General features: G+C 70.3%; 18 protein-coding genes. 15 read left to right on the top strand and 3 right to left on the bottom strand.

All coding sequences use genetic code 11. The features are described from left to right. Positions 1 to 37: 37 nt before the first annotated feature. Positions 38 to 1354 (bottom strand): ATP-binding protein, encoded by a 1317-nt coding sequence (locus tag HS104_17750; protein ID MBE7481809.1) that lies wholly within the window; start codon positions 1352 to 1354, stop codon positions 38 to 40. Between the two features lie 128 nt (positions 1355 to 1482). On the opposite strand from HS104_17750, the gene HS104_17745 reads away from it, so the two are divergent. From HS104_17745 to HS104_17720, 6 genes are read left to right on the top strand one after another with little or no spacing between them, the layout of a single operon-like run. After that, on the top strand, positions 1483 to 1599 hold the full coding sequence (locus tag HS104_17745) for a DUF922 domain-containing protein (GenBank protein ID MBE7481808.1): 117 nt from the start codon (positions 1483 to 1485) through the stop codon (positions 1597 to 1599). After that, positions 1596 to 2765 (top strand): EAL domain-containing protein, encoded by a 1170-nt coding sequence (locus HS104_17740; GenBank protein MBE7481807.1) that lies wholly within the window; start codon positions 1596 to 1598, stop codon positions 2763 to 2765. The genes HS104_17745 and HS104_17740 overlap by 4 nt, the downstream gene beginning before the upstream one ends. Beyond that, complete coding sequence (locus HS104_17735) at positions 2762 to 4588, top strand: hypothetical protein (protein ID MBE7481806.1); 1827 nt, start codon at positions 2762 to 2764, stop codon at positions 4586 to 4588. Before HS104_17740 ends, HS104_17735 begins: the two co-directional genes overlap by 4 nt. A gap of 58 nt (positions 4589 to 4646) precedes the next feature. Beyond that, positions 4647 to 5054, top strand: a complete 408-nt coding sequence (locus tag HS104_17730) for a PilZ domain-containing protein (GenBank protein ID MBE7481805.1) — start codon at positions 4647 to 4649, stop codon at positions 5052 to 5054. 33 nt (positions 5055 to 5087) lie between these two features. After that, the gene (locus tag HS104_17725; GenBank protein ID MBE7481804.1) at positions 5088 to 5666 is read left to right on the top strand and encodes a nucleotidyltransferase family protein; all 579 of its coding nucleotides are present in this window, start codon (positions 5088 to 5090) and stop codon (positions 5664 to 5666) included. Between the two features lie 37 nt (positions 5667 to 5703). Then, the gene (locus HS104_17720) at positions 5704 to 6945 is read left to right on the top strand and encodes an aspartate kinase (protein ID MBE7481803.1); all 1242 of its coding nucleotides are present in this window, start codon (positions 5704 to 5706) and stop codon (positions 6943 to 6945) included. A 25-nt stretch (positions 6946 to 6970) separates the two neighbouring features. Here the strand turns inward: HS104_17720 and HS104_17715 are convergent, their stop codons facing one another. Further along, on the bottom strand, positions 6971 to 7249 hold the full coding sequence (locus HS104_17715) for a hypothetical protein (protein MBE7481802.1): 279 nt from the start codon (positions 7247 to 7249) through the stop codon (positions 6971 to 6973). A 146-nt stretch (positions 7250 to 7395) separates the two neighbouring features. Here HS104_17715 and HS104_17710 point away from each other — a divergent pair, with 146 nt between their 5' ends. The 5 genes from HS104_17710 (at position 7396) to HS104_17690 (ending at position 13355) form a co-directional block, all read left to right on the top strand. Then, positions 7396 to 9018: an FAD-dependent oxidoreductase gene (locus HS104_17710; protein MBE7481801.1), complete on the top strand. Its 1623-nt coding sequence runs from the start codon at positions 7396 to 7398 to the stop codon at positions 9016 to 9018. Between the two features lie 119 nt (positions 9019 to 9137). Next, positions 9138 to 10469 carry a radical SAM protein gene (locus HS104_17705; protein ID MBE7481800.1) on the top strand — a complete coding sequence of 444 codons (1332 nt, stop codon included), beginning with the start codon at positions 9138 to 9140 and terminating at the stop codon, positions 10467 to 10469. Further along, entirely contained in the window at positions 10462 to 11232 is a 771-nt protein-coding gene (locus HS104_17700) for a radical SAM protein (GenBank protein ID MBE7481799.1), read from the top strand. The genes HS104_17705 and HS104_17700 overlap by 8 nt, the downstream gene beginning before the upstream one ends. Before the next feature lie 172 nt (positions 11233 to 11404). Then, positions 11405 to 12634, top strand: a complete 1230-nt coding sequence (locus tag HS104_17695) for a hypothetical protein (protein ID MBE7481798.1) — start codon at positions 11405 to 11407, stop codon at positions 12632 to 12634. A gap of 52 nt (positions 12635 to 12686) precedes the next feature. After that, positions 12687 to 13355 (top strand): hypothetical protein, encoded by a 669-nt coding sequence (locus HS104_17690; protein ID MBE7481797.1) that lies wholly within the window; start codon positions 12687 to 12689, stop codon positions 13353 to 13355. A 51-nt stretch (positions 13356 to 13406) separates the two neighbouring features. Here the strand turns inward: HS104_17690 and HS104_17685 are convergent, their stop codons facing one another. Next, positions 13407 to 14150: a VOC family protein gene (locus HS104_17685; GenBank protein ID MBE7481796.1), complete on the bottom strand. Its 744-nt coding sequence runs from the start codon at positions 14148 to 14150 to the stop codon at positions 13407 to 13409. Positions 14151 to 14251: 101 nt separating this feature from the next. Here HS104_17685 and HS104_17680 point away from each other — a divergent pair, with 101 nt between their 5' ends. From HS104_17680 to HS104_17665, 4 genes are all read left to right on the top strand, one after another. Beyond that, positions 14252 to 14836 carry a TetR/AcrR family transcriptional regulator gene (locus HS104_17680; GenBank protein ID MBE7481795.1) on the top strand — a complete coding sequence of 195 codons (585 nt, stop codon included), beginning with the start codon at positions 14252 to 14254 and terminating at the stop codon, positions 14834 to 14836. 72 nt (positions 14837 to 14908) lie between these two features. Continuing rightward, positions 14909 to 16174 (top strand): serine/threonine protein kinase, encoded by a 1266-nt coding sequence (locus tag HS104_17675; GenBank protein ID MBE7481794.1) that lies wholly within the window; start codon positions 14909 to 14911, stop codon positions 16172 to 16174. 11 nt (positions 16175 to 16185) lie between these two features. Then, on the top strand, positions 16186 to 18402 hold the full coding sequence (gene priA / locus HS104_17670) for a primosomal protein N' (protein MBE7481793.1): 2217 nt from the start codon (positions 16186 to 16188) through the stop codon (positions 18400 to 18402). An 11-nt stretch (positions 18403 to 18413) separates the two neighbouring features. Continuing rightward, positions 18414 to 18962, top strand: a complete 549-nt coding sequence (locus tag HS104_17665) for an outer membrane beta-barrel protein (GenBank protein ID MBE7481792.1) — start codon at positions 18414 to 18416, stop codon at positions 18960 to 18962. Positions 18963 to 18974 lie beyond the last annotated feature (12 nt).

Here is an 18974-nt window from a genome sequence, read left to right as displayed (position 1 = left end):
CGGCCGTCAGCCGCAAAGGTAATGCGAATCGCCACCATCACTGGGCAGCTGCGTTGTCGAAGTGGAACTCCATCTGGTCCCATCGACGGAGCTTCGCCGGTGGCACGTGGGGTGTGGATTGCGCGCGCCACGTGTGCTCGGGGACCTCCACTCGCGCGACGCGCCCGCGCCCTTGGGCACGCTCCACGCCCTCTAGGAAGACGACGTCGTTGGGGTCGACCTCCCTGAAAACCAACGGCGAGTGCGTGTTGACGATCACTTGGCGCAACGGGTTCTCGTCGTCGACTGGTAGGCTGGGATCGACCGCGAAGTCCTTCAGGAGCCTGACCATCGGAGCGACTCTGTCCGGGTGAATGCCGTTCTCGGGCTCTTCGAGGCACAGGGTCCCTTTCGCCTCCGGATCTTCGAGCAGTGTGGCCAGGACCAGGAACCGAAGCGTTCCGTCGCTGAGCGCTCTGGCGGAGTGGAATACCCCATCTGCGCCTTGCACTTGGACGGTGTACGTCTGAAATCGCTTGTCATCCTCCACGCGAACCTGCCGGACTTCCGGCAGAAGCTCCGCGAGCCGGTTCGCGATCTCACTGAGGGCGTCTTTGCCCTTCAGTCTCCGCAGTCGTTCGAGCGTGCCGGCCAAATGCCCCCCACGATGATCGATTCGCTGAGGGCCCGTGTATTCCGACGGGGCGCGCATGGCTGATGGCTCGAGCATGAGCGAGCGCCACGACTGCATCTCCCGGCGTGCGGCGAGGAGGGTTGGAAACTCTGCGGTGGCGCCTTGGATGATCGCGCGGGAGGTTCGAGAAAGTGGCACCTGCCTGACTCGGCCCTGGTGTCCTTCTTGGTGGATGTGCGCGGCATTGTCCGTCGTCGAAAGGAACGGTCCGCTCCTCCTCCCGGTGACGACGCTGGACTTGAACTCCGTCGCAGCCCTGAACCCCATGTGCTTGGCGTCCCCGACCCTGATCGGCGAAAGGCTCTCGTGGGTCAGGATAATCCCGCCGGGTTGGCTTTCGTCGCGCGAGAACGCGATCTCGTAGCGAGCGCTCGAGATGCTCGCTTCGGCCGTCGTCCCGAAGTCATCCTCGACGGAACGTTCCAGGATCATCTCGGCGGTGATCCTCAGCTCGCCGGCATGGTAGTCATCGAAGCTGGTGAACACTGAGGTCACGTCGGCGATGCGTCCTTCCGCTTCACGCATGCGCGTGATGGCTTCCGGAATGGGTACGTCCATGAGCAGTCGCAGGAAGTTGATGACGTCGAACAAATTAGACTTGCCGACGCCGTTCTCGCCGATGAAGCACGTGAACGGACCAAAGCGGACATCGACATCCAGCAGGTTCTTGAAGCCTTGCACGTGAAGCCGCGTAAGCATGGCGCCTTGGTCCAGAGCTTGCCTGGCGTCGGCACTGGACGCAATCTGACCAGCTTTGGCACCAGCCCGCGGCGCGCGAGAAGCTGGACGCCGAGCCGGACTGCGACTCCATGAACCGCGAGGCGAACGCCGCCGCGAACCGCATCGTCGAAGAGTACAAGGCCAAAGACAAAGCCTACGACAAGGAGACGCGGCACGGCGCGACCCAGGGCGCGCGGTTTCCGTGACGGATCTCATTGCCGCCGGGCACTGGCGGGAGCAACATCGGCGCTTCGTGTCGAAGCCGAAGCTGCACTGGACCGTGAACCCTACCCGGGCTGACGCCGGCGCCGATGTCAGCGTCCGCGACCTGACCCGGGGTGAGATGAAGGTCGCGTTCCAGCCCATCGTGGACCTGGACACGGGGATGACCTTCGCGCTCGAAGCGCTGGCGCGCTGCCAGCGGCCGGGGCTCGAGTCGCCCATGGTGCTGTTCACCAAGGCGAGCGAGCAGCGGGCGTCCGGGCGACTCGGTCGGCTGATCCGCGAGGTCGCGTTCACGGAAGTCTCGAGCTTGCCGCTGTTCGTCAACATCCACCCGGAGGAGCTGAGCGAGCGCTGGCTGATCCAGCCCGACGACCCCCTCGGCTTTCACTCTCCGCCGGTGTTCCTGGAGATCACCGAAGCGGCCGCGTTCACCCACTTCGATCTGTGCTCGAAGGTGTTGATGGAGCTCTGCGCGCGCACCGGCGCGCACCTGGTGGTGGATGATTTCGGCGCTGGCTACTCCAACATCCAGCGCATCTTGGACCTCGAGCCCGGGGTCGTGAAGCTCGACCTTGCCCTGATCCGCAACATCCACCAGAAGCCGCGCCAGCAGGCGGTGGTGCGCCACATGGTGGCTTTGTGTACGGATCTGGGCTGCAAGGTCGTGGCCGAGGGCATCGAGATCCTGGACGAGCTCTTGGCCGTGCGCGACCTCGGCGTTCACTACGGGCAGGGCTACCTCTTGGCCAAGCCGGCGTTCTCGCCGCCGGAGGTCAACTGGCCGAGTCAGATGGGCCGGGTCATGGTGCTGTCGCACGGGAACAAGCGCTCGCTCGAGCCGCCGGCGTCCTCCCGGCGCCGCTCGCCGACGATGCCGGCGGCCGCGCCCAAGCCGTCCTCGCTCACCGCCGGCCGGGTGGTCGTCGAGCAAGTGGTGTTCGTCTCTCGGAGCGAGGAGCTGCGTCCGAAGCTACGGCCCAGCCTGGACCAGCTGCCGCGCAAGACGAGCGCGAGCAAGCCCCCGGCGCGTCGTTCGGTCAAGCCGTCCAAGCCGCCTTCCATGGGTCCGAAGAGCCGCGGCAGCCGCGCGCCGGCGCCCATCTCTTCGCGCCGGCCGCCGCGCAAGAGCAAGGCTCCGCCACGGTGAGCCCCCGAGCGCTCGGGTTGTGGGCGGCGCTCGCTCTCGCGTCGTGCGGCAAGGACGAGCGGCTCCTGGTCGAGCCAGGCAGCGGCGGCAGCGGCGGCTTCGCGGGGACACCGGCGGGCGGCGGCAACGCGGGTTCGTCCGGTAGCGGCGGCGCGCCCAAGCTCGCGTCGGTCAGCGCGGAGCGACTGTTCCCGACGCAGGAGAACCCCGGCATCAGCTTCGACGACTGCCTGTTCGGCTCGCCGCTCGCCTTCGAGCACGACGGCACGACGGAGATCGTGGTGGCCCTCGGCGAGCACGTCGTCGGAGTCGAGCCGCTGACGGGCCAGGAGCTCTACCGGGTGAAGCTGCCGGCGAGCGGCGCCGAGCGCGCGTTCGTGATCAGCACGCCGGTCTTGGTCGGGCAGCGGCTCATCGTCGCCTACCACACGACGGAGGCGCCGAACGAGAGCAAGAAGCCCGGTCGCGACGTGATGGACTTCCGCAAGTCGCAGCGGGTCGCCGTGGTGGATCTGGCGCAGCGTGCCCTCGATCCGGCGTTCCCGCCGCTCACTCTGGCCGCAGAGGAGCCGGCGGCCACGGCGGGCAAAACGGTGCTCTTCCGTGCCGACAAGGCGCTGCAACGCGGCGCGCTCGTCCACGTGCCCCAGGCCGACGAGCTCGGGGTGGTCGCGGTGGCCTTCGGCAACGGGCGCGACCTCCAGCCCTGGCACGGCTGGATGTTCGAGGTGTCGCTGGACGCCTGGTCGAGCCTCGGCGCGGCGCAGGCGGTGAGCCGCGTGCGCCTGATCACGCCGGAGCACGACTGCGGGCCGGAAGGCTCGTCCGGCTCGCGCACGCGCATCTGCGGCGGCGGGCTCTGGTCCCCTTCGGGCGTGCTGCTGGTGAACGGCAAGAGCGGTCCGGATCTGATCCTGCCCGCGGGCAACGGGCAGCTCGACCTGCCGCGCGGCGACTTCGCCAACACGCTGCTCCGGGTGCGCCCCGGGGTCGCCTTCGAGCCGGGCTGCGACGCCGCGGCCTGCGCCGGCTTCGATCCGGACCAGCCCGCGCTCGCCTGCGTCGAGTCGTGCAAGAACCTGTTCGTGCCGCGGGTGCCCGCTGGCGATCCGGCGCTCGCGCCGGAGAGCGGCGTGTGCGACGGGCTCGGGATGTTCGAGTGCTGGGAGAAGCTCGACTACGTCGGCGGCAGCACGCCCGCGTCGGGGCAGACTCCGGGCGGCAAGCAGGTGCTGCTCTACCCGACCAAGGACGGTCACGTGTACGTGGTGGACGCCGAACATCTGGGGACGCTCCACCAGCGCAAGAGGCTCGTGGACGTGTGCGGCGCGAAGGGCCACAACTGCCAGGCCGACTGGGCCGGGATGATCGTGACCCAGCCCACGCCGGCGAAGGTCGGGGGCGCCGCGCTGTTCGTGGTCCCGACCTTCATGCCGGACTCTGTGCACACCGCCGGCGTGTTCGGGCTCGAGCTCGTCGACGGAGTGAAGGGACCGGAGCTGCTCACGCGCTGGGTGTTCCCGGAGCCGGAGACGCTGGCGGCGAAGCAGCGCTTCCGCTGGCACCCGTCCCGGGCCACGGTGGCGACCCTGCTCGGCGAGGACACGGTCTGGCTCGTCGAGCCCGGCACCGTCGATCAGATCCCGGGTCGCCTGATCGGGCTGCGCGCCTCCGACGGCGCGTTGCTCGTGGACCAGAAGCTCGCCGGGCGCGGCTTCCGCTTCACCAAGCCGCTGTTCCACGGCGGCGTGCTCTACACCCCGAGCTGCAACGCAGACTTCGGACCGGGCACCCTCGAGGCCCATCGGCTCGTGCCGAAGTGAGCCCGGCGCGCCAGGGACTTGGCCCCGCTCACGCCGCGGCGGCTACGATCCCACGCGCATGCAAAGCCTCAGCTTCGCCCCCCGGACGGTGCGCCGCACCACCCGCATCCCGTGTCAGGTCGTGCGCTTGCGCGACTTCAACCTGGTCGCCGACGTGATCGAGAACGTCTCCCCGGACGGGCTCCTGGTCGGGCCGGCCGACGTCGTCCTGACGGGCGAGCCCGTCATCGTCTCGTTCCAGCTCCCCGGGATCCGCGACTACATCGACGCCGAGGCCGTCGTCGCGCGGGTGGTTCACGGGCGCCGCCCCGGTGAGACCCGGCGCGGGCTCGGCCTGGAGCTGACGGCCATCTCGCCGTTCTCCAAGCTCTTGCTCTCGGCCTATCTGAAGCGGCTCCCGCCCATCCCGCCGGCGTATCGCCACGGGTTCGGGCGGCTGGGCGAGCTGGCCCGCCTGGCCGGCTGAGCGCGCCGCTCGGGTCCGTGGCAATCTCGCGCCGTGCTCGTCGGCATCGTGCTCGCTGCTGGGCGCTCCTCGCGCCTGGGCTCTCCCAAAGCGCTCGCGGTCCTCGACGGTGAGACCTTCGTCGCGCGCGCCATCACGGCGCTCCGCGACGGCGGCTGTGACCAGATCTGCGTCGTGGTGGCGCCGCCCCACGCCGCGCTGATCGAAGCCGAGCTGTCTGGCGTCGCCGTGCTGCACAACCCGAACCCCGAGCGCGGCATGCTGAGCTCGTTGCAGGTCGGGTTGGCGTTCGCCGCGCGTGAGCCTGAGCTCGAAGCGGTGCTCTTCTCACTGCTCGACCACCCGCGCGTGCGTGCCCAGACGGTACAAGAGCTCGTCGCGAGCCATCGCGCCGCCCCGCGCCGCGCGCTGCGCCCAGTGTTCGGCGGACGGGGCGGGCACCCGGTGCTCCTGTCGCTGGATGCGATTCGCGATCTGCTGGCGGCTCCGGACACGGCGTCCCCCCGCGACGTGCTCGGCGCGCTCGGGGATCTGCCGGTGGACGACCCCGGCGTGGTGGACGACGTGGACGTCCCGGCCGATCTCGCGGCGCTCGAGTCAGAGCGGCGTTGACGCACTCGGGCGCCTTCGCTAAACGCGAGGCCGCAACGTGGCTCTCGTCGTCCAGAAGTACGGAGGCACCTCGGTCGGCAGCCTCGACCGCATGAAGGTCGTGGCGGAGCGCGCCCTCGCGTGCCAACGCCAGGGCAACGACGTGGTCCTGATCGTCAGCGCCATGAGCGGCGAGACCAACCGCCTGCTCGGCCTGGCCCACCAGGTGAGCCCCACCCCGGAGATGCGCGAGCTGGACGCGCTGGCGGCGACCGGCGAGCAGGTCAGCGCAGCGCTGGTCGCCATGACCATCCACGCCCAGGGCGGCAAGGCGCGCAGCCTGCTCGGCCACCAGGTCAACATCCAGACGGACGCCGCGTTCACCAAGGCGCGCATCAACACCATCGAGGGCAGCAAGGTCCGGAGCACGCTCGACAAGGGGCAGATCGCCGTGGTCGCGGGCTTCCAGGGCGTGGACCCCGAGGGCAACATCACCACGCTCGGGCGCGGCGGCTCGGACACGTCGGCGGTGGCGGTGGCCGCGGCCATCAAGGCGGACGTCTGCGAGATCTACACGGACGTGGACGGGGTCTACACCACCGATCCGAACATCTGCCCGTCGGCCCGCAAGATCGACCGCATCAGCTACGAGGAGATGCTCGAGCTGGCCTCCCTCGGCGCCAAGGTGCTCCAGATCCGCTCGGTCGAGCTCGCCATGAAATACGGAGTGCCGATCCACGTGCGCTCCTCCTTCAACGACAACCCGGGAACCATGGTCACCAACGAAGAAGGCCTCGAGGCAGTGGTCGTCGCCGGCGTCGCCTACGACAAGGGCGAAGCCAAGGTGCAGCTCATCAACGTGCCGGATCGCCCCGGCATCGTCGCGGCCGTGTTCGGCTCCCTCGCGGAGCGCAACGTGTCCGTGGACATGATCATCCAGAGCCCGTCCCGGGAAGGCGGCACGACCACGGACGTGACCTTCACCGTGGCCAAGACGGATCTCGCCCGCTGCAAGGATCTGATCGAGGAGAAGGCCCGCCAGCTCGGCGGCGCCGCGGTCGAGTACGACCCCGACATCGTCAAGGTCAGCATCGTGGGGCTCGGCATGCGCTCGCACGCCGGCGTGGCTTCGCAGATGTTCAGCCTGCTCGCGGCCGAGGGCATCAACATCCAGGCCATCAGCACCAGCGAGATCAAGGTCAGCTGCCTGATCCACTCGAAGTACACGGAGCTCGCCGTGCGGACACTGCACGACGGCTTCGGCCTGGACAAGGGGCCCGGGACGGGCGGGCAGCACTGACCGCTGCCGAGATCCTGCCGCCGCGTCACGTCGGCTCGGGGTCGATCACGTGCAGGGCGACCTCGGGGTACTGCGTGACGATGATGCCGCGACCGCCCCAGAAGAACGCCGTCACCGGCGTGTCCAGGTAGAGCTGCTCGCCCCAGTCGTCGAGCTTCCACTTCTTCTCCCCGATGCCGTCCACCACTCGCTCGAAGGGCCCGCCGATGCGCTGCGCGAGGTACCCCGAATCCAGGAGCACGCGCCCGGCGGCGTCGACGGCCGAGGTGTCTTCGAAGTGGGCGGGTTCGGGAAACTGGGTCAACGGCCGCGCCGTGCACCGCGAGCGGCACAGGCGGTGGATCTGCGAGCTTTCCCCACAGGAGCCGGCCCTGCTTGCTCGCCCAGCCGAGCGGTGACTATCACGACGGGGATCGCCGCCGGCAGGCGCGAGGGAGGAGAGCTCTGGTCATGAAGAAGCAGCGCACCATCGTGGTTCTCGGCGGCGCGCAGTCGGGTCCGACCGCAGCGGCACGCGCGCGAGAGACCGACGAGAACGCGAGGATCGTCCTGATCGAGCGCGCCGACGCGGTGAGCTACGCGGCCGCCGGTCTCGCCTACCACCTGTCGGGGGAGGTACCGTCCCTCGGGGATCTGAACCGGGAGACGGCAGCTCTGTTCCGCGACGTCTACGGCATCGAGGTCCGGACCGGCGTGGAGGTGACGCGGCTCGACGCCAAGCGTCGCGTCGTCGAGCTCGGAGCGGAGACCCTGGAGTACGACTCGCTGGTCTACGCCCTCGGCGCGGACTCCATCGTGCCAGAGCCGGTCGCGGGTGCGGCGAACGTGTTCCGCTTCCGCACCCTGGTGGATCTCGCGGCGATCGCCGAGCGCGTCGCGGCGGGCAAGCGCCGGGTGGCGATCCTGGGTGGCGGGTTCTTCGGCGTCGAGGCGGCGGACGGCCTGCTCCGGCACCACGCGGACGTCGTGCTCGTCGAGTCGGGGGCGCGCATCCTGGGCGGCTTCGCGCCGGCGGTCTCGGTCCTGGCCGCCGAGGCGTTGTCAGCGCTCGGCGCTCGCGTCGTCACCGGCGCGAAGGTCGTGCAGGCCCAGCGGAACGGCGACGAAGTCAGCGCGCTGGTGCTCGACAACGGGGAGCGCGTCCCGGTGGACTTCGTGATCGCGGCTGCGGGTATCGCACCCCGCACGGAGCTGCTCCGGCGCGCCGGCGCGAAGCTCCTGCCGGACGGGAGCGTGACGGTGGACGCCCGCATGCGCACGAGCCTGCCGGGGGTGTACGCCTGCGGGGTCTGCGCCAGCGTCGAGCACGCCGTGACGGGCAAGCGCGCGCTCATCGCGCAAGCGTCCATCGCCGACAAGACCGCGCAGGTGGCGGGGGCAAACGCCGCGGGCGGCAGGCTGAAGATGTTGCCAGTGCTCGGCACCGCCATCGTGCGCGCAGGCGACGTGGTGTGCGCGCGCACGGGGCTGCCCCACGGCGCCGCCAAGAAGGGCGTCGTCGTCAGCCGCGTACACGCTCCGAGCCACGACAGCTGGTTCCCGGGCTCGTCCCCGATCAGCATCGAGCTCCGGCACGACGCCAAGACGGGGCGGCTCCTGGGCGCCGATCTGTGCGGGAAGCACGGTGTGGACAAGCGCGTGGACGTGCTGGCCACGGCGCTCTCCGGCGGGCTCACCGTGACCGATCTCGCCGAGCTCGATCTCGCCTACGCGCCGCCGTTCTCGGCCGCCCGCGACGCAGTGAACGTGGCGGCGACGGTGGCCTCAGCGAGCCAGCACGGCGACGCACGCGCGGTGGCGCCGGCGGAGCTCCGGCAAGAAGGGAGCGGCGTCGTGCTGGTGGACGTTCGACCCGCCGGTGGCAAGCCGCTGGCGGGTGCCCTTGCCATCCCGCTCATGTCGCTGCGCCAGCGCTTCGCCGAGCTGCCGGACGAGGGGAAGCTCTTGTTCGTGGACGAGGCGGGCCGCGGCGGCTATCTCGCGGCGCGCATCGCCGAGCAGCGGGGTCGAGCGGGCGCCGGCTACGTCTCCGGCGGGCTTCGCTCCCTCGAGCTCGAGCGGGGCGCGGAGTGAGCTGGGCCGAGGCTGCTCCCGCCGATCTCCGGCGGGGGGACCCCGAGCGCGTGTTGGAAGCTGGCTTGCGGAATCACCACGTCTCCAACACCGCCTACCCAATAGCGCACGAGCGGACCTTGTCACCCTATCGGGTGCGCGAGGCCGAGCAGCACCAGGTCGCCGTGTCCGCCTTCGCCGGCATCGAGGACCTGTGCCTGTACGTCCACGTTCCCTTCTGCGAGACGCGCTGCGCGTTCTGCGAGTACACCGTGGTCAAGCGCGAGGAGGCCGCGCGCGCGAGCGCCTACGTGGACGCGCTGCTCGCCGAGCTCGCGCTCTGGGACGCGGCTCTCGGGTTGGGCGAGCGGCGCTTCCACGGGCTCGACCTCGGCGGCGGGACGCCGACCTGGCTGCCGCTCGAAGAGATCGCGCGCATCGTGGAGGCGGTCCGAGCTCGCATTCGGCTCTCGACCGGCGTCCTGCCGAGCATCGAGACGACGCCGCGCATCGCGGCGCGGGAGCCGGACAAGATCGCCGGCCTGCCGAAGCTCGGCCTCGGGCGCATCAGCATGGGCGTGCAGGTCGCCGAGCAGAGCTTGCTCAGCGCGCTCGGGCGCGACGGCAACGGCGTGACGGAGCAGCGCCGCGCCGCCGACAACATCCACAGCGCGGGCTTCGAGCGCTTCAACGTGGACCTGATGTACGGCTTCGCGAGTCAGACCCCGGAGGGCTGGCGCGCGACCCTCGAGCACGCCGTCTCGCTCGGGCCCGACGCCATCACGCTCTACCGCATGCGCTACAAGCTGACGCGCATCTCCCACCAGGCCGCGGAGGTCACGCTGGAAAAGGTGCGCGTGCTCGGGGAGCTGGCGAAGCGCGTGCTCGCCGACGCCGGCTATCACGCCAACCCGGGCAAGACCACGCTCTCTCGCATCCCGGGCGACGTCGGTACCTCCAGCTACCTCACCCGCCGCGTGCGCGACGGTTTGCCCTACCTGGGAGTCGGCCTCGGCGCGCAGAGCTACTCGCACCGGACGCTCTCGTATGCCGACGGCGCCGTCGGCAAGAACCTCACTCCCTACCTGCGCAGCGTCGCGCGAGGCCGACTGCCGCTCCAGGATCTCTACGACCTGCCGCGCTGCCAAGCGATGGCCAAGATGTGCGCCGTCAGCTTCTACTTCGGCGAGATCGACCGGCGCGCGTTCGCGGACAAGTTCGGGCTGGAGCTCTGCGACGCCTTCCCGGACGAGATCGCCTTCCTGCTCGGGCGCGGCCTGATGGAGTGGACGGAGCGCTCGCTCCGGCTCACGCCGGAGGGCGCGGCGAACGTGAACGGTGTGATCTCGCTGTTCTTCGCCCCCAGCGTGCAGGCCTACCTGGTCGAGCGCGACCCGGAGCGGGCCGAGGATTTCGCGCGGCAGCGGCGCATTTCGCTGCGCGTGGCCGGCGCGGAGGCGAGCGGTGTTTGACTTCGCGAACGTGCTGTTCGCGGGGCCCTGCAACCGCGCCTGCCCGTTCTGCATCGGCAAGCAGGTGCCCGAGCGAGCGAACCGCTCGAACCTGAAGGTCTTTCCGCCGCGAGGCCTCGACGCGCTGATCCGCTGCGTGAACGAGCACGCCATCCCGGAGATCGTCTTCACCGGAACCACCAGCGATCCGCAGCTCTACCGCTACGAAGGCGAGCTCCTCGCGCTCCTGCGCGAGCGGCTTCACCCGAACGCCCGCTTCTCGGTGCACACCAACGGCGCGCGAGCGCTCGAGCGGCTCGAGGTGTTCAACCGCTACGACCGAGCTTGCCTGTCCCTGCCCAGCCTGGACCCGGACGTGTACGAGAAGATGATGGGCTCGCGCCGGGTGCCGGACCTCGGCGCCATCCTCCGCGAGGCGCGGATCCCGGTGAAGGTGTCCGCGGTGGTGAACGAGCACAACGCCCACGACATCTCTTCCTTCCTCGACCAGTGCGCCGAGCTGGGCGTGCGTCGCTTCGTGGTGCGGCGGCTGTTCGGTCACACGCGGCGCTGGCTAGTCCTGCCGGGGCATCGTCCGGTGCGCTTCCACCGTGGTAACCCGGTGTACGACTACCGGGGCATGGAGGTCACCTGCTGGGACTTCGACGACGCCACCTCGCGCAGCGTCAACCTGTTCGCCGACGGGACTCTTGGCACCGAGTACCTGCTGACCGAGACGAAGGCGCTCCGGCGCCGACCGGTCGAGGCCCGCGCCGTGGACTGACTGCGCGCACCACGTGCGCCCGCGGGCGAACCTCCCGAAAACCCTCGGCGGCCGCCGGAATGCCTGGCCAACGCCAGCAAATCGTCGCAGGATTGCCGGACGTGGCGTGCTACGCCCGTCGTCTGCGGTCGGTGCTTTGCCGGTCGCAACTTGCTTTCCCGAGGAGCGACACATGAAGCCGTTGTCGGTGGCACTGATGGGTATCGGTCTGATCGCGCTCAGCGCGATGGGTGCATGTCGCGCGGAGAGCGGCAGCTCCGGAGGCGGCTCCGGAGGCGGCGGCAACGCGGGCGGCTTCGGCGGCGCCGTGGGTGGCCAAGCCGGCAGCAACACCGGCGGCGGAAACACCGGCGGCAGCGGTGGCGGCAACACCGGCGGCTCCTCCGGCGACGGCGGCAGCTGCGCGCCGGGCGCCAAGGAAGACACCGACGCGATGTGCTCCGACGGCTGCGACAACGACAACGACGGCTTCACTGACTGCGAGGACTTCGACTGCGAAGGCAAGCCCACGGTGTGCCCCGCGGGCCCCGTCGAGAACTCGAACGCGCTCTGCTCGAACGGCACCGACGACGACGGCGACAACAAGATCGACTGCGACGACTTCGACTGCAAGGACCGCCTGGTCTGCAAGGGCGAGAAGACGAACGCCGCGTGCAGCGACGGCAAGGACAACGACGCTGACGGCAAGATCGACTGCGCCGACACCGACTGCCAGAAGGAAGCCATCGTGGTGTGCAACGGCTCGACCCCGGTGAGCCCGCTGCCGCCCAAGGCCAACTGGCCCGCGCTGGTCAAGACGAAGTGCAGCGACGGCACGGACAACGACAGCAACGGCTTCACCGACTGTGGCGACTTCGGCTGCCTCGACGCCATCGAGGCGGTGGACTGCAAGGACATGCCGGTCGAGGGCGACAACAAGACCTGCTCCGACGGCATCGACAACGACAAGGACGGCAAGATCGACTGCGCCGAGAAGTCGTGTCAGTCCGAGGGCATCGTGGTGTGCAGCAAGACCTCGCCGGGCCAGCCCGCGAGCCCGATGCCGCCCGAGTCGCAGTGGCCGGCCCTCGCCGACGCCGAGTGCAGCGACACGAAGGACAACGACACCAACACCTTCGTCGACTGCAAGGACTTCGGCTGCTCGAAGAACCCGGTGGTGACCGTGTGCAACGCCGAGGCCAACGACGTCACCTGCAAGGACGGCAAGGACAACGACAACAACGGCTTCACGGACTGCGACGACTTCTCGTGCTCGCAGAACGCCTTCGTGACGGTCTGCGTGACCGAGAGCAGCTACGCCGAGTGCAGCGACGGCAAGGACAACGACAACAACGGCTTCGCCGACTGCGACGACTTCTCGTGCAACCCGAACACCGGCACGAAGAACCTCGCCTGTCAGTGACGGGGGCTGGGGGCAGCCGCGGGAGCTGCCCCCCTTCGCCCGGCACGGGCCCATGATCCCCAAGAACCTGCTCGTCGTCGGCGCCACCGGCATGGTCGGTGGCCTCGTCCTACGAGGCGCGCTCGATGACCTTCGCGTCGGTCGGGTCACTGCCCTCGGCCGGCGCGCGACCGGCGTGAGCCACCCGAAGCTCGAGGAGGTCCTGCAGGAGGACTTCCTGGACTACTCCGGCGTGACCGCCGCGCTCGAGCGCAAGGATGTCGCGCTGTATTGCCTGGGCGCGTACACCGGGCAGCTCCCGGACGACGAGCTCCGGAGGGTCACGCTCGACTACACCGTCGCCTTCGCGCGGGCGCTGTTCGCCCGGAGTCCCGGCGCGACGTTCTGCTTCCTGAGCGGGCAGGGCGCCGATCAGACCGGGAAGAGCCGCATGGCGTTCGCGCGCTACAAGGGCGCTGCCGAAGCAGCGCTCCTCGGCAAGGGCTTCCCGCGCGTGTTCATCTTCCGTCCCGGCTACATCTACCCGGTCACACCTCGTATCGAGCCGAACTTCAGCTATCGCTTGATGCGCGGGCTTTATCCGGTGCTGCGCGTCGTCTACCCGAACGTCGGTGTCGCTTCCGACGTGTTGGCAGCCGCGATGTTGAAGGCAGCTCTCCAGGGAGCTGCCGTCGCGCCCGTGCTGGAGAATCGCGACATCGTCGCGCTCGGGACTGCCTAGCCACGAGCGCGGCGCCGAGGCTCTCCCCAGCGCCGACTCGCTCGACGCCGATCACATGCTCGGCTGGAACAGGCCGAGCACCGCGCCCGTCGGATCCTGCACGGCGGAGATGCGCCCGACGTTCGGCACCTCGATCAGCGGCATGAGCACCTTGCCGCCGAGCTTCGCCACGCGCTCGTTCGCCGGCTCGAGCTTCTCGACCACCACGTAAGTCAGCCAGCTCGGCGGCATGTTCTCTGCCTTTTGCACGTCGGCGACCATCGACGCCTCGGTGCCGAGGACGGTCATCCCGGCGCTGGGCCCCGGCTTCTTCTGCCAGCCGAACACCTTGGCGTAGAACGCCGCGGCGCGATCGATGTCGGTGGTCGAGAGCGTCTCCCAGCAGAACTCGTGGACGCCGGGGCGCTCCGGCATGGGCGGGCCTTCGCTCTCGCCCTTGAGCGCGGCGATGGCCGCGCCCGCGAAGTCCACGAACACGGTGAAGCGGCCGACGTTGGGGATGTCCGTCGGCGGGACCACCACGGTGCCGCCCTCGGCCGCCGCCGTCTTGGCCACCAGGTCGGCGTCCGTCACCGAGACGTAGGAGAGCCAGGCCGCCGGCGCGTCCGGCATCGGCTTCTTCATCAGGCCGCCCAGGCCCTGCTCGCCCTTCTTGATGATGGTGTAGGTCATGTCCCCCATGGGCATGTCCTCGAACTTCCAGCCGAACAGCTCGCCGTAGAAGCCCTTCGCCCGGTCGGTGTCGTCCGTCATGATCTCGCGCCACACGACGCGACCGATGTTGTGATGAGACATGCTTCCTCCTCCTTGGCCGCCGCGCTCAGCGCCAGCGGGATATGTCGCCTAACATATTCTCGGGCGGAAGGAACGCCCTCGGGTTATCCTCTCGCCTCGGCATGCCGTATTCTCCGGAGCACAAGCCGAAGACGCACGCGCGCATCGTGGCCGTCGCCTCCCGGCTGTTCCGCCAGGAGGGCTTTCAGGCGACCGGGGTGGACCGCCTCATGTCGGCCGCCGGGCTGACTCGCGGCGGGTTCTACGCCCACTTTCGCGACAAGGCTCAGCTCCTGATCGAGTCGCTGGAGCGCGCCTTCGACGAGTCGCACGCGAACCTGCTCGAGCGCGGTCACGAGGAGCTCGAGGGCGAGGAGTGGGCGCGCGCCGCCAGCAGGCGCTACCTGTCGGACGAGCATCGCGCCGGTCTCGCCGACGGCTGCGCCGTGCCGGCGCTGGGCGCCGAGGTCGCCCGCGCGCCGAGGTCCGTCCAGAAGGTCTTCGCTCGACGCATCGACGGGTTGCTGGACGCCATGGCCGAGCGGCTGGGCGGTGGGGTACGCGCGCGCCGCCGCGCCATCGCGCTGCTCTCGTCCTGGGTCGGCGCGCTGGTCCTCGCGCGAGCCGTCGGCGACAAGGATCTCGGCGCGGAGATCTTGGGGGCCGTCCGCGCCGAGCAGGCGGGCGCTCGGCGGCGAGCGCGCTGAGCCGGCGGCTTTGTTGCGCCCGCCGACATTTGTTGGCGTCGCCCGAGCGCGCGCGTCTACGATCCGCCCGTGGTGTCCGATCCGCCAGAGTCCAGCGAGTCGCTCCCGAGACGGTTCGGGCGCTTCGTGCTGTTCGACAAGATCGGCGAGGGCGGGATGGCCCGCATCTACCTCGGACGTCAGAGCACGGAGCTCGGCGGTGAACGTCTGGTGGTGGTCAAGCAGATCCTGCCCATCCTGGCCTCGAGCCAGGAGTTCTCGAAGCTCCTGATCGAGGAGGCGAAGCTCGCCGCGGGGCTCTCCCACGGCAACGTCGTGCAGGTCATCGACCTGGGTCGTGAGGACGACGTGCTCTACATCGCCATGGAGTACGTCGAGGGCTTCGATCTCTCCGACCTGCTCAAGCGCTGCTCGCGGACCAAGACGCCGCTGCCGGTGGAGTTCTCGCTCCTGATCGTGATCGAGACGCTGCGCGCCCTGGAGTACGCGCACCGCAAGAAGGACGAGCACGGGCGGCCGCTCGGCATCGTGCACCGCGACGTGTCGCCGTCCAACGTGCTGGTGAGCTTCGACGGCGAGGTGAAGCTCTGCGACTTCGGCATCGCGCGCGCGATGGGCGTGGGCGCCGAGCTGCCGACCGAGGCCATCCAGGGCAAGGCCGGCTACATGAGCCCGGAGGCCGCGGCGGGGGGCAGCGCCGACGCGCGCTCGGACGTGTTCGCGGCCGGCGTCATCTTGTGGGAGCTGTTGGCCGGCCGTCGGCTCTACCGAGGCGAAGCGGGCAGACCGCCATCGCTCGAGCAGGCTCGACAAGCCGAGATCCCTCCGCTCCCGACGCGTGGGCTCGCAAACGAAACGCGCTTGCACCGGATCGTGATGCGCGCACTGGCGCGTGACCCCGCCGACCGCTACCCGAGCGCGCGCGACTTCCTCCGCGAGCTCGAGGACTACGCCGGCGAAGCCGGCATGCTGGCGAGCCCGCTGCGTGTCGGTGAGTGGCTGATGGCGAGCTTCGGCGCCGAGATCGTCGAGCGCCGCCGCAGCCGCGAGCGCGCGGCCAAGCGCCACGCCGAAGGCGCGGGCAACGCCGAGCTGGACTCGCTGGCCGGGATGGCGGCGCCGGCCGTGCCTCCGCCCGCCCCGCCGCGGGAGCCGAGCGCCGAGGAGCTGCCGCTGCCGCCGCGGCTCGAGCCGTCCCCGCCCTCGCTGGTCGGAGTGGCCCACTCGCGCCGCTCAGAGCCCGAGCCCGCGGGCGAAAGCCGCGGCCCGAGCTTCGTTTTGTGGATGCTGATCGGCGTCGTGCTCGCGGTGATCGTTATCGCCGTGGTGATGCGGTAGATCCCCGAGCCGTGCTCCTCGCTCGCGTCTCGGTGCCGGTGCCGCTCGGGCAAGCGTTCACGTATTCGGTGCCGGCCGGGCTCGAGCTCCGTCGCGGCGCGCGCGTGCTCTGCGATTTCGGCAGGCGGCGGGTGCTGGGCGTGGTGCTCGACGTCGCCGAGCGTGAGCCGGACATCGCCGTGGACAAGATCCGCCCCGTGCGCGCGCTGGTGGATCCCGAGCCGGTGCTCCCGGAGGAGCTGCTCGACTTCTTGCTGGAGCTCGCGCGTTACTACCTGGCGCCCATCGGCGAGGTGATGCGGCTCGCGCTCCCGGCGGTCGAGCGCAGCGCGGCCCGCGCGCTCGGCAGAGAGGCCAAGCTCGACGCCGTCGGACGCCTGGTGCGGGTGGCGCGCGCGCTGCCGCTGCCCTTGCCCGCCGAGGTCCGCGGTCAGGCGCGTGCCGTCCACGAGCACCTCCTGTCGAGCGGCCCCAGCGCCGTGTCCGCGCTGTCTGCGCGCTGGGGCAACGCCCGCGCGGCCGTGAAACGCCTCGAAGGGCTGGGCCTGGTCGTGGTCGAGGAGCAGCCGGACGCTCGCGATCCCTTCTTCTCGCTCTCCGTCGAGCGGGACACCCCGCCGGTGCTCACGCCGCCGCAGGAGCGCGCCGTGCGGGCGATCACCGAGCGACTCGGGCAGCGCGGAGCCTTCCTGCTCGACGGCGTCACGGGCTCGGGCAAGACGGAGGTCTACCTGCGCGCCGTGAAGCAGACGCTGGAGCAAGGCGGCGGGGCCATCGTGCTGGTCCCGGAGATCGCGCTCACGCCGCAGCTGGTGGGGCGTTTTCGCGCGCGCATCGGCGAGCGCATCGCGGTGATGCACAGCGGGCTCGGCGACGCGGATCGGCACGCGATGTGGAAGTCGCTGCGCTCCGGCGCCGTCAAGGTCGTGGTCGGCGCGCGCTCGGCGTTGTTCGCGCCCGTCGAGAGGCTGGCTCTGATCTGCGTCGACGAAGAGCACGACGGGTCCTTCAAGCAGGAAGAAGGCGTGCGCTACAACGCTCGCGACATGGCGCTGCTCCGGGCCCACCGCGCCGGGGCGGTGGCGGTGCTCGGCTCGGCGACGCCGTCGCTCGCGAGCGAGCTCGGCGTGCGTGACGGCAAGCTCGAGCGCCTGGTCTTGCCCGAGCGCGCGCGCGCGAGCGCGAGCCTGCCTCGCGTCGAGCTGGTGGACCTCAAGCGCATCGGCCCCGGTCCTTCGGGGCACCGGCTCCTGAGCCTGCCGCTGCACCGCGCGCTGGAGCAGACGTTGGCTTCGGGCGGGCAGGCCATCCTGTTCCTCAACCGGCGCGGCTTTGCGCCGAGCATCCTGTGCGAGGCCTGCGGAAAGGTCGCCGAGTGCCCGAGCTGCGCCGTGGCGCTCACGCTCCACCGGAGCGGTCGTCCGCGGCTGCGCTGCCACTACTGCGATTACGAAGCGGCGCTGCCGGACAAGTGCCCGAGCTGCGGCAGCGGGCGTCTCAGCGAGGAGGGGGCCGGAACCGAGCGCATCGAGGCGGCGCTCGCGGAGACCTTTCCGAGCGCGCGCGTCGCGCGGCTCGATCGCGACGTGGCGGCTGGAGCGAAGAGCGAGAAGGTGCTCGACCGCATGCGCAATCGCGAGATCGACGTGCTGGTGGGCACGCAGATGGTCACCAAGGGGCACGACCTGCCGGACGTGACCCTGGTGGGCGTGCTCAACGCCGACGCCGCGCTGGCGATGCCCGACTTCCGGGCGGCGGAGCGGGCGTTCCATCTCTTGGTGCAGGTGGCCGGCCGGGCCGGGCGCGGGGACGTCCCGGGGAAGGTGCTGATCCAGACCTGGCAGCCCGACCACCCGGCGGTGGCGCTGGCCGCCAAGCACGACGTCGCGGGCTTCGTGGAGCGCGAGCTCGCGGACCGACGCGAGCTCGGCTACCCGCCGTATCGGCGCATCGCGCTCGTGCGCGTGGACGCAGTGGACGAAGCGCGGGCGCGCGAGGCGGCGCACAGGCTCGCAGAGGTGGCCCGCCGTGCCGCCGGCCCGAAGGTCGAGATCCTGGGCCCCGCGACCGCCCCGCTGCCCCGCCTGCGCAACCGCTATCGCTTCCGCTTCATGGCGCGATGCGAGGAGCGCGCGCTCCTGCGTCCGGTGCTGCTCGCCGTGGCGCGCGCGCCGAGCGACCGCGCCGTCCGCGTGGTCATCGACGTGGACCCCGTCAACATGCTGTGATCGGACCCGTGATGTCCCGCCCCGGGCCCCGCCTCGCCAGAATCTGCCTCGCGCTCGCCGTGCTGGGCGCGCCGCGCCTGGCGCGGGCCTACGAAGAGCAGTGGCACTTGGGCGGCGGCATCGGCGCGGCCAAGTTCATCGAGTCGGACATCGGCACCGCGCCGATGCTGGGCGTCCACGTCGCGTACGACATCTCGGACATGTTCGATCTCCGCCTCGAGCTCGGCGCCGCCGAGCACCAGCTGGTCGAGAGCCAGCCCACCCGGCTCTACTCCGCAGCGGCCGGCGTCGTGTACAAGCTCGACGTGCTCGAGTGGGTGCCCTACTTCGGAATCCTGGGCGGGTATTACGCGTTCACCGGAGGGCCATGGCCCGCCCACTTGAAGCAACGCGAGCTCGGCGTCTCGGTCCCCCTCGGGCTCGACTACACGCTGTCGCGGACCTTCGGCCTCGGCGTGCAGGTCGCCTACGTCGGCTTCCAGAGCGACCCGCTCGGCGGGGTCGGGGACGCGCCGTACTTCACCGCGCTGCTCCGGGCCGAGTACCGCCTCGGCTGGTGAGCCGGCGGGCCG

It is taken from the genome of Polyangiaceae bacterium (genome assembly GCA_015075635.1).
Lineage (GTDB): Bacteria > Myxococcota_A > Polyangia > Polyangiales > Polyangiaceae > JADJKB01.
Note: the sequence above shows the minus strand (reverse complement) of the source record. Positions and strands in the feature narration are given on the sequence as shown.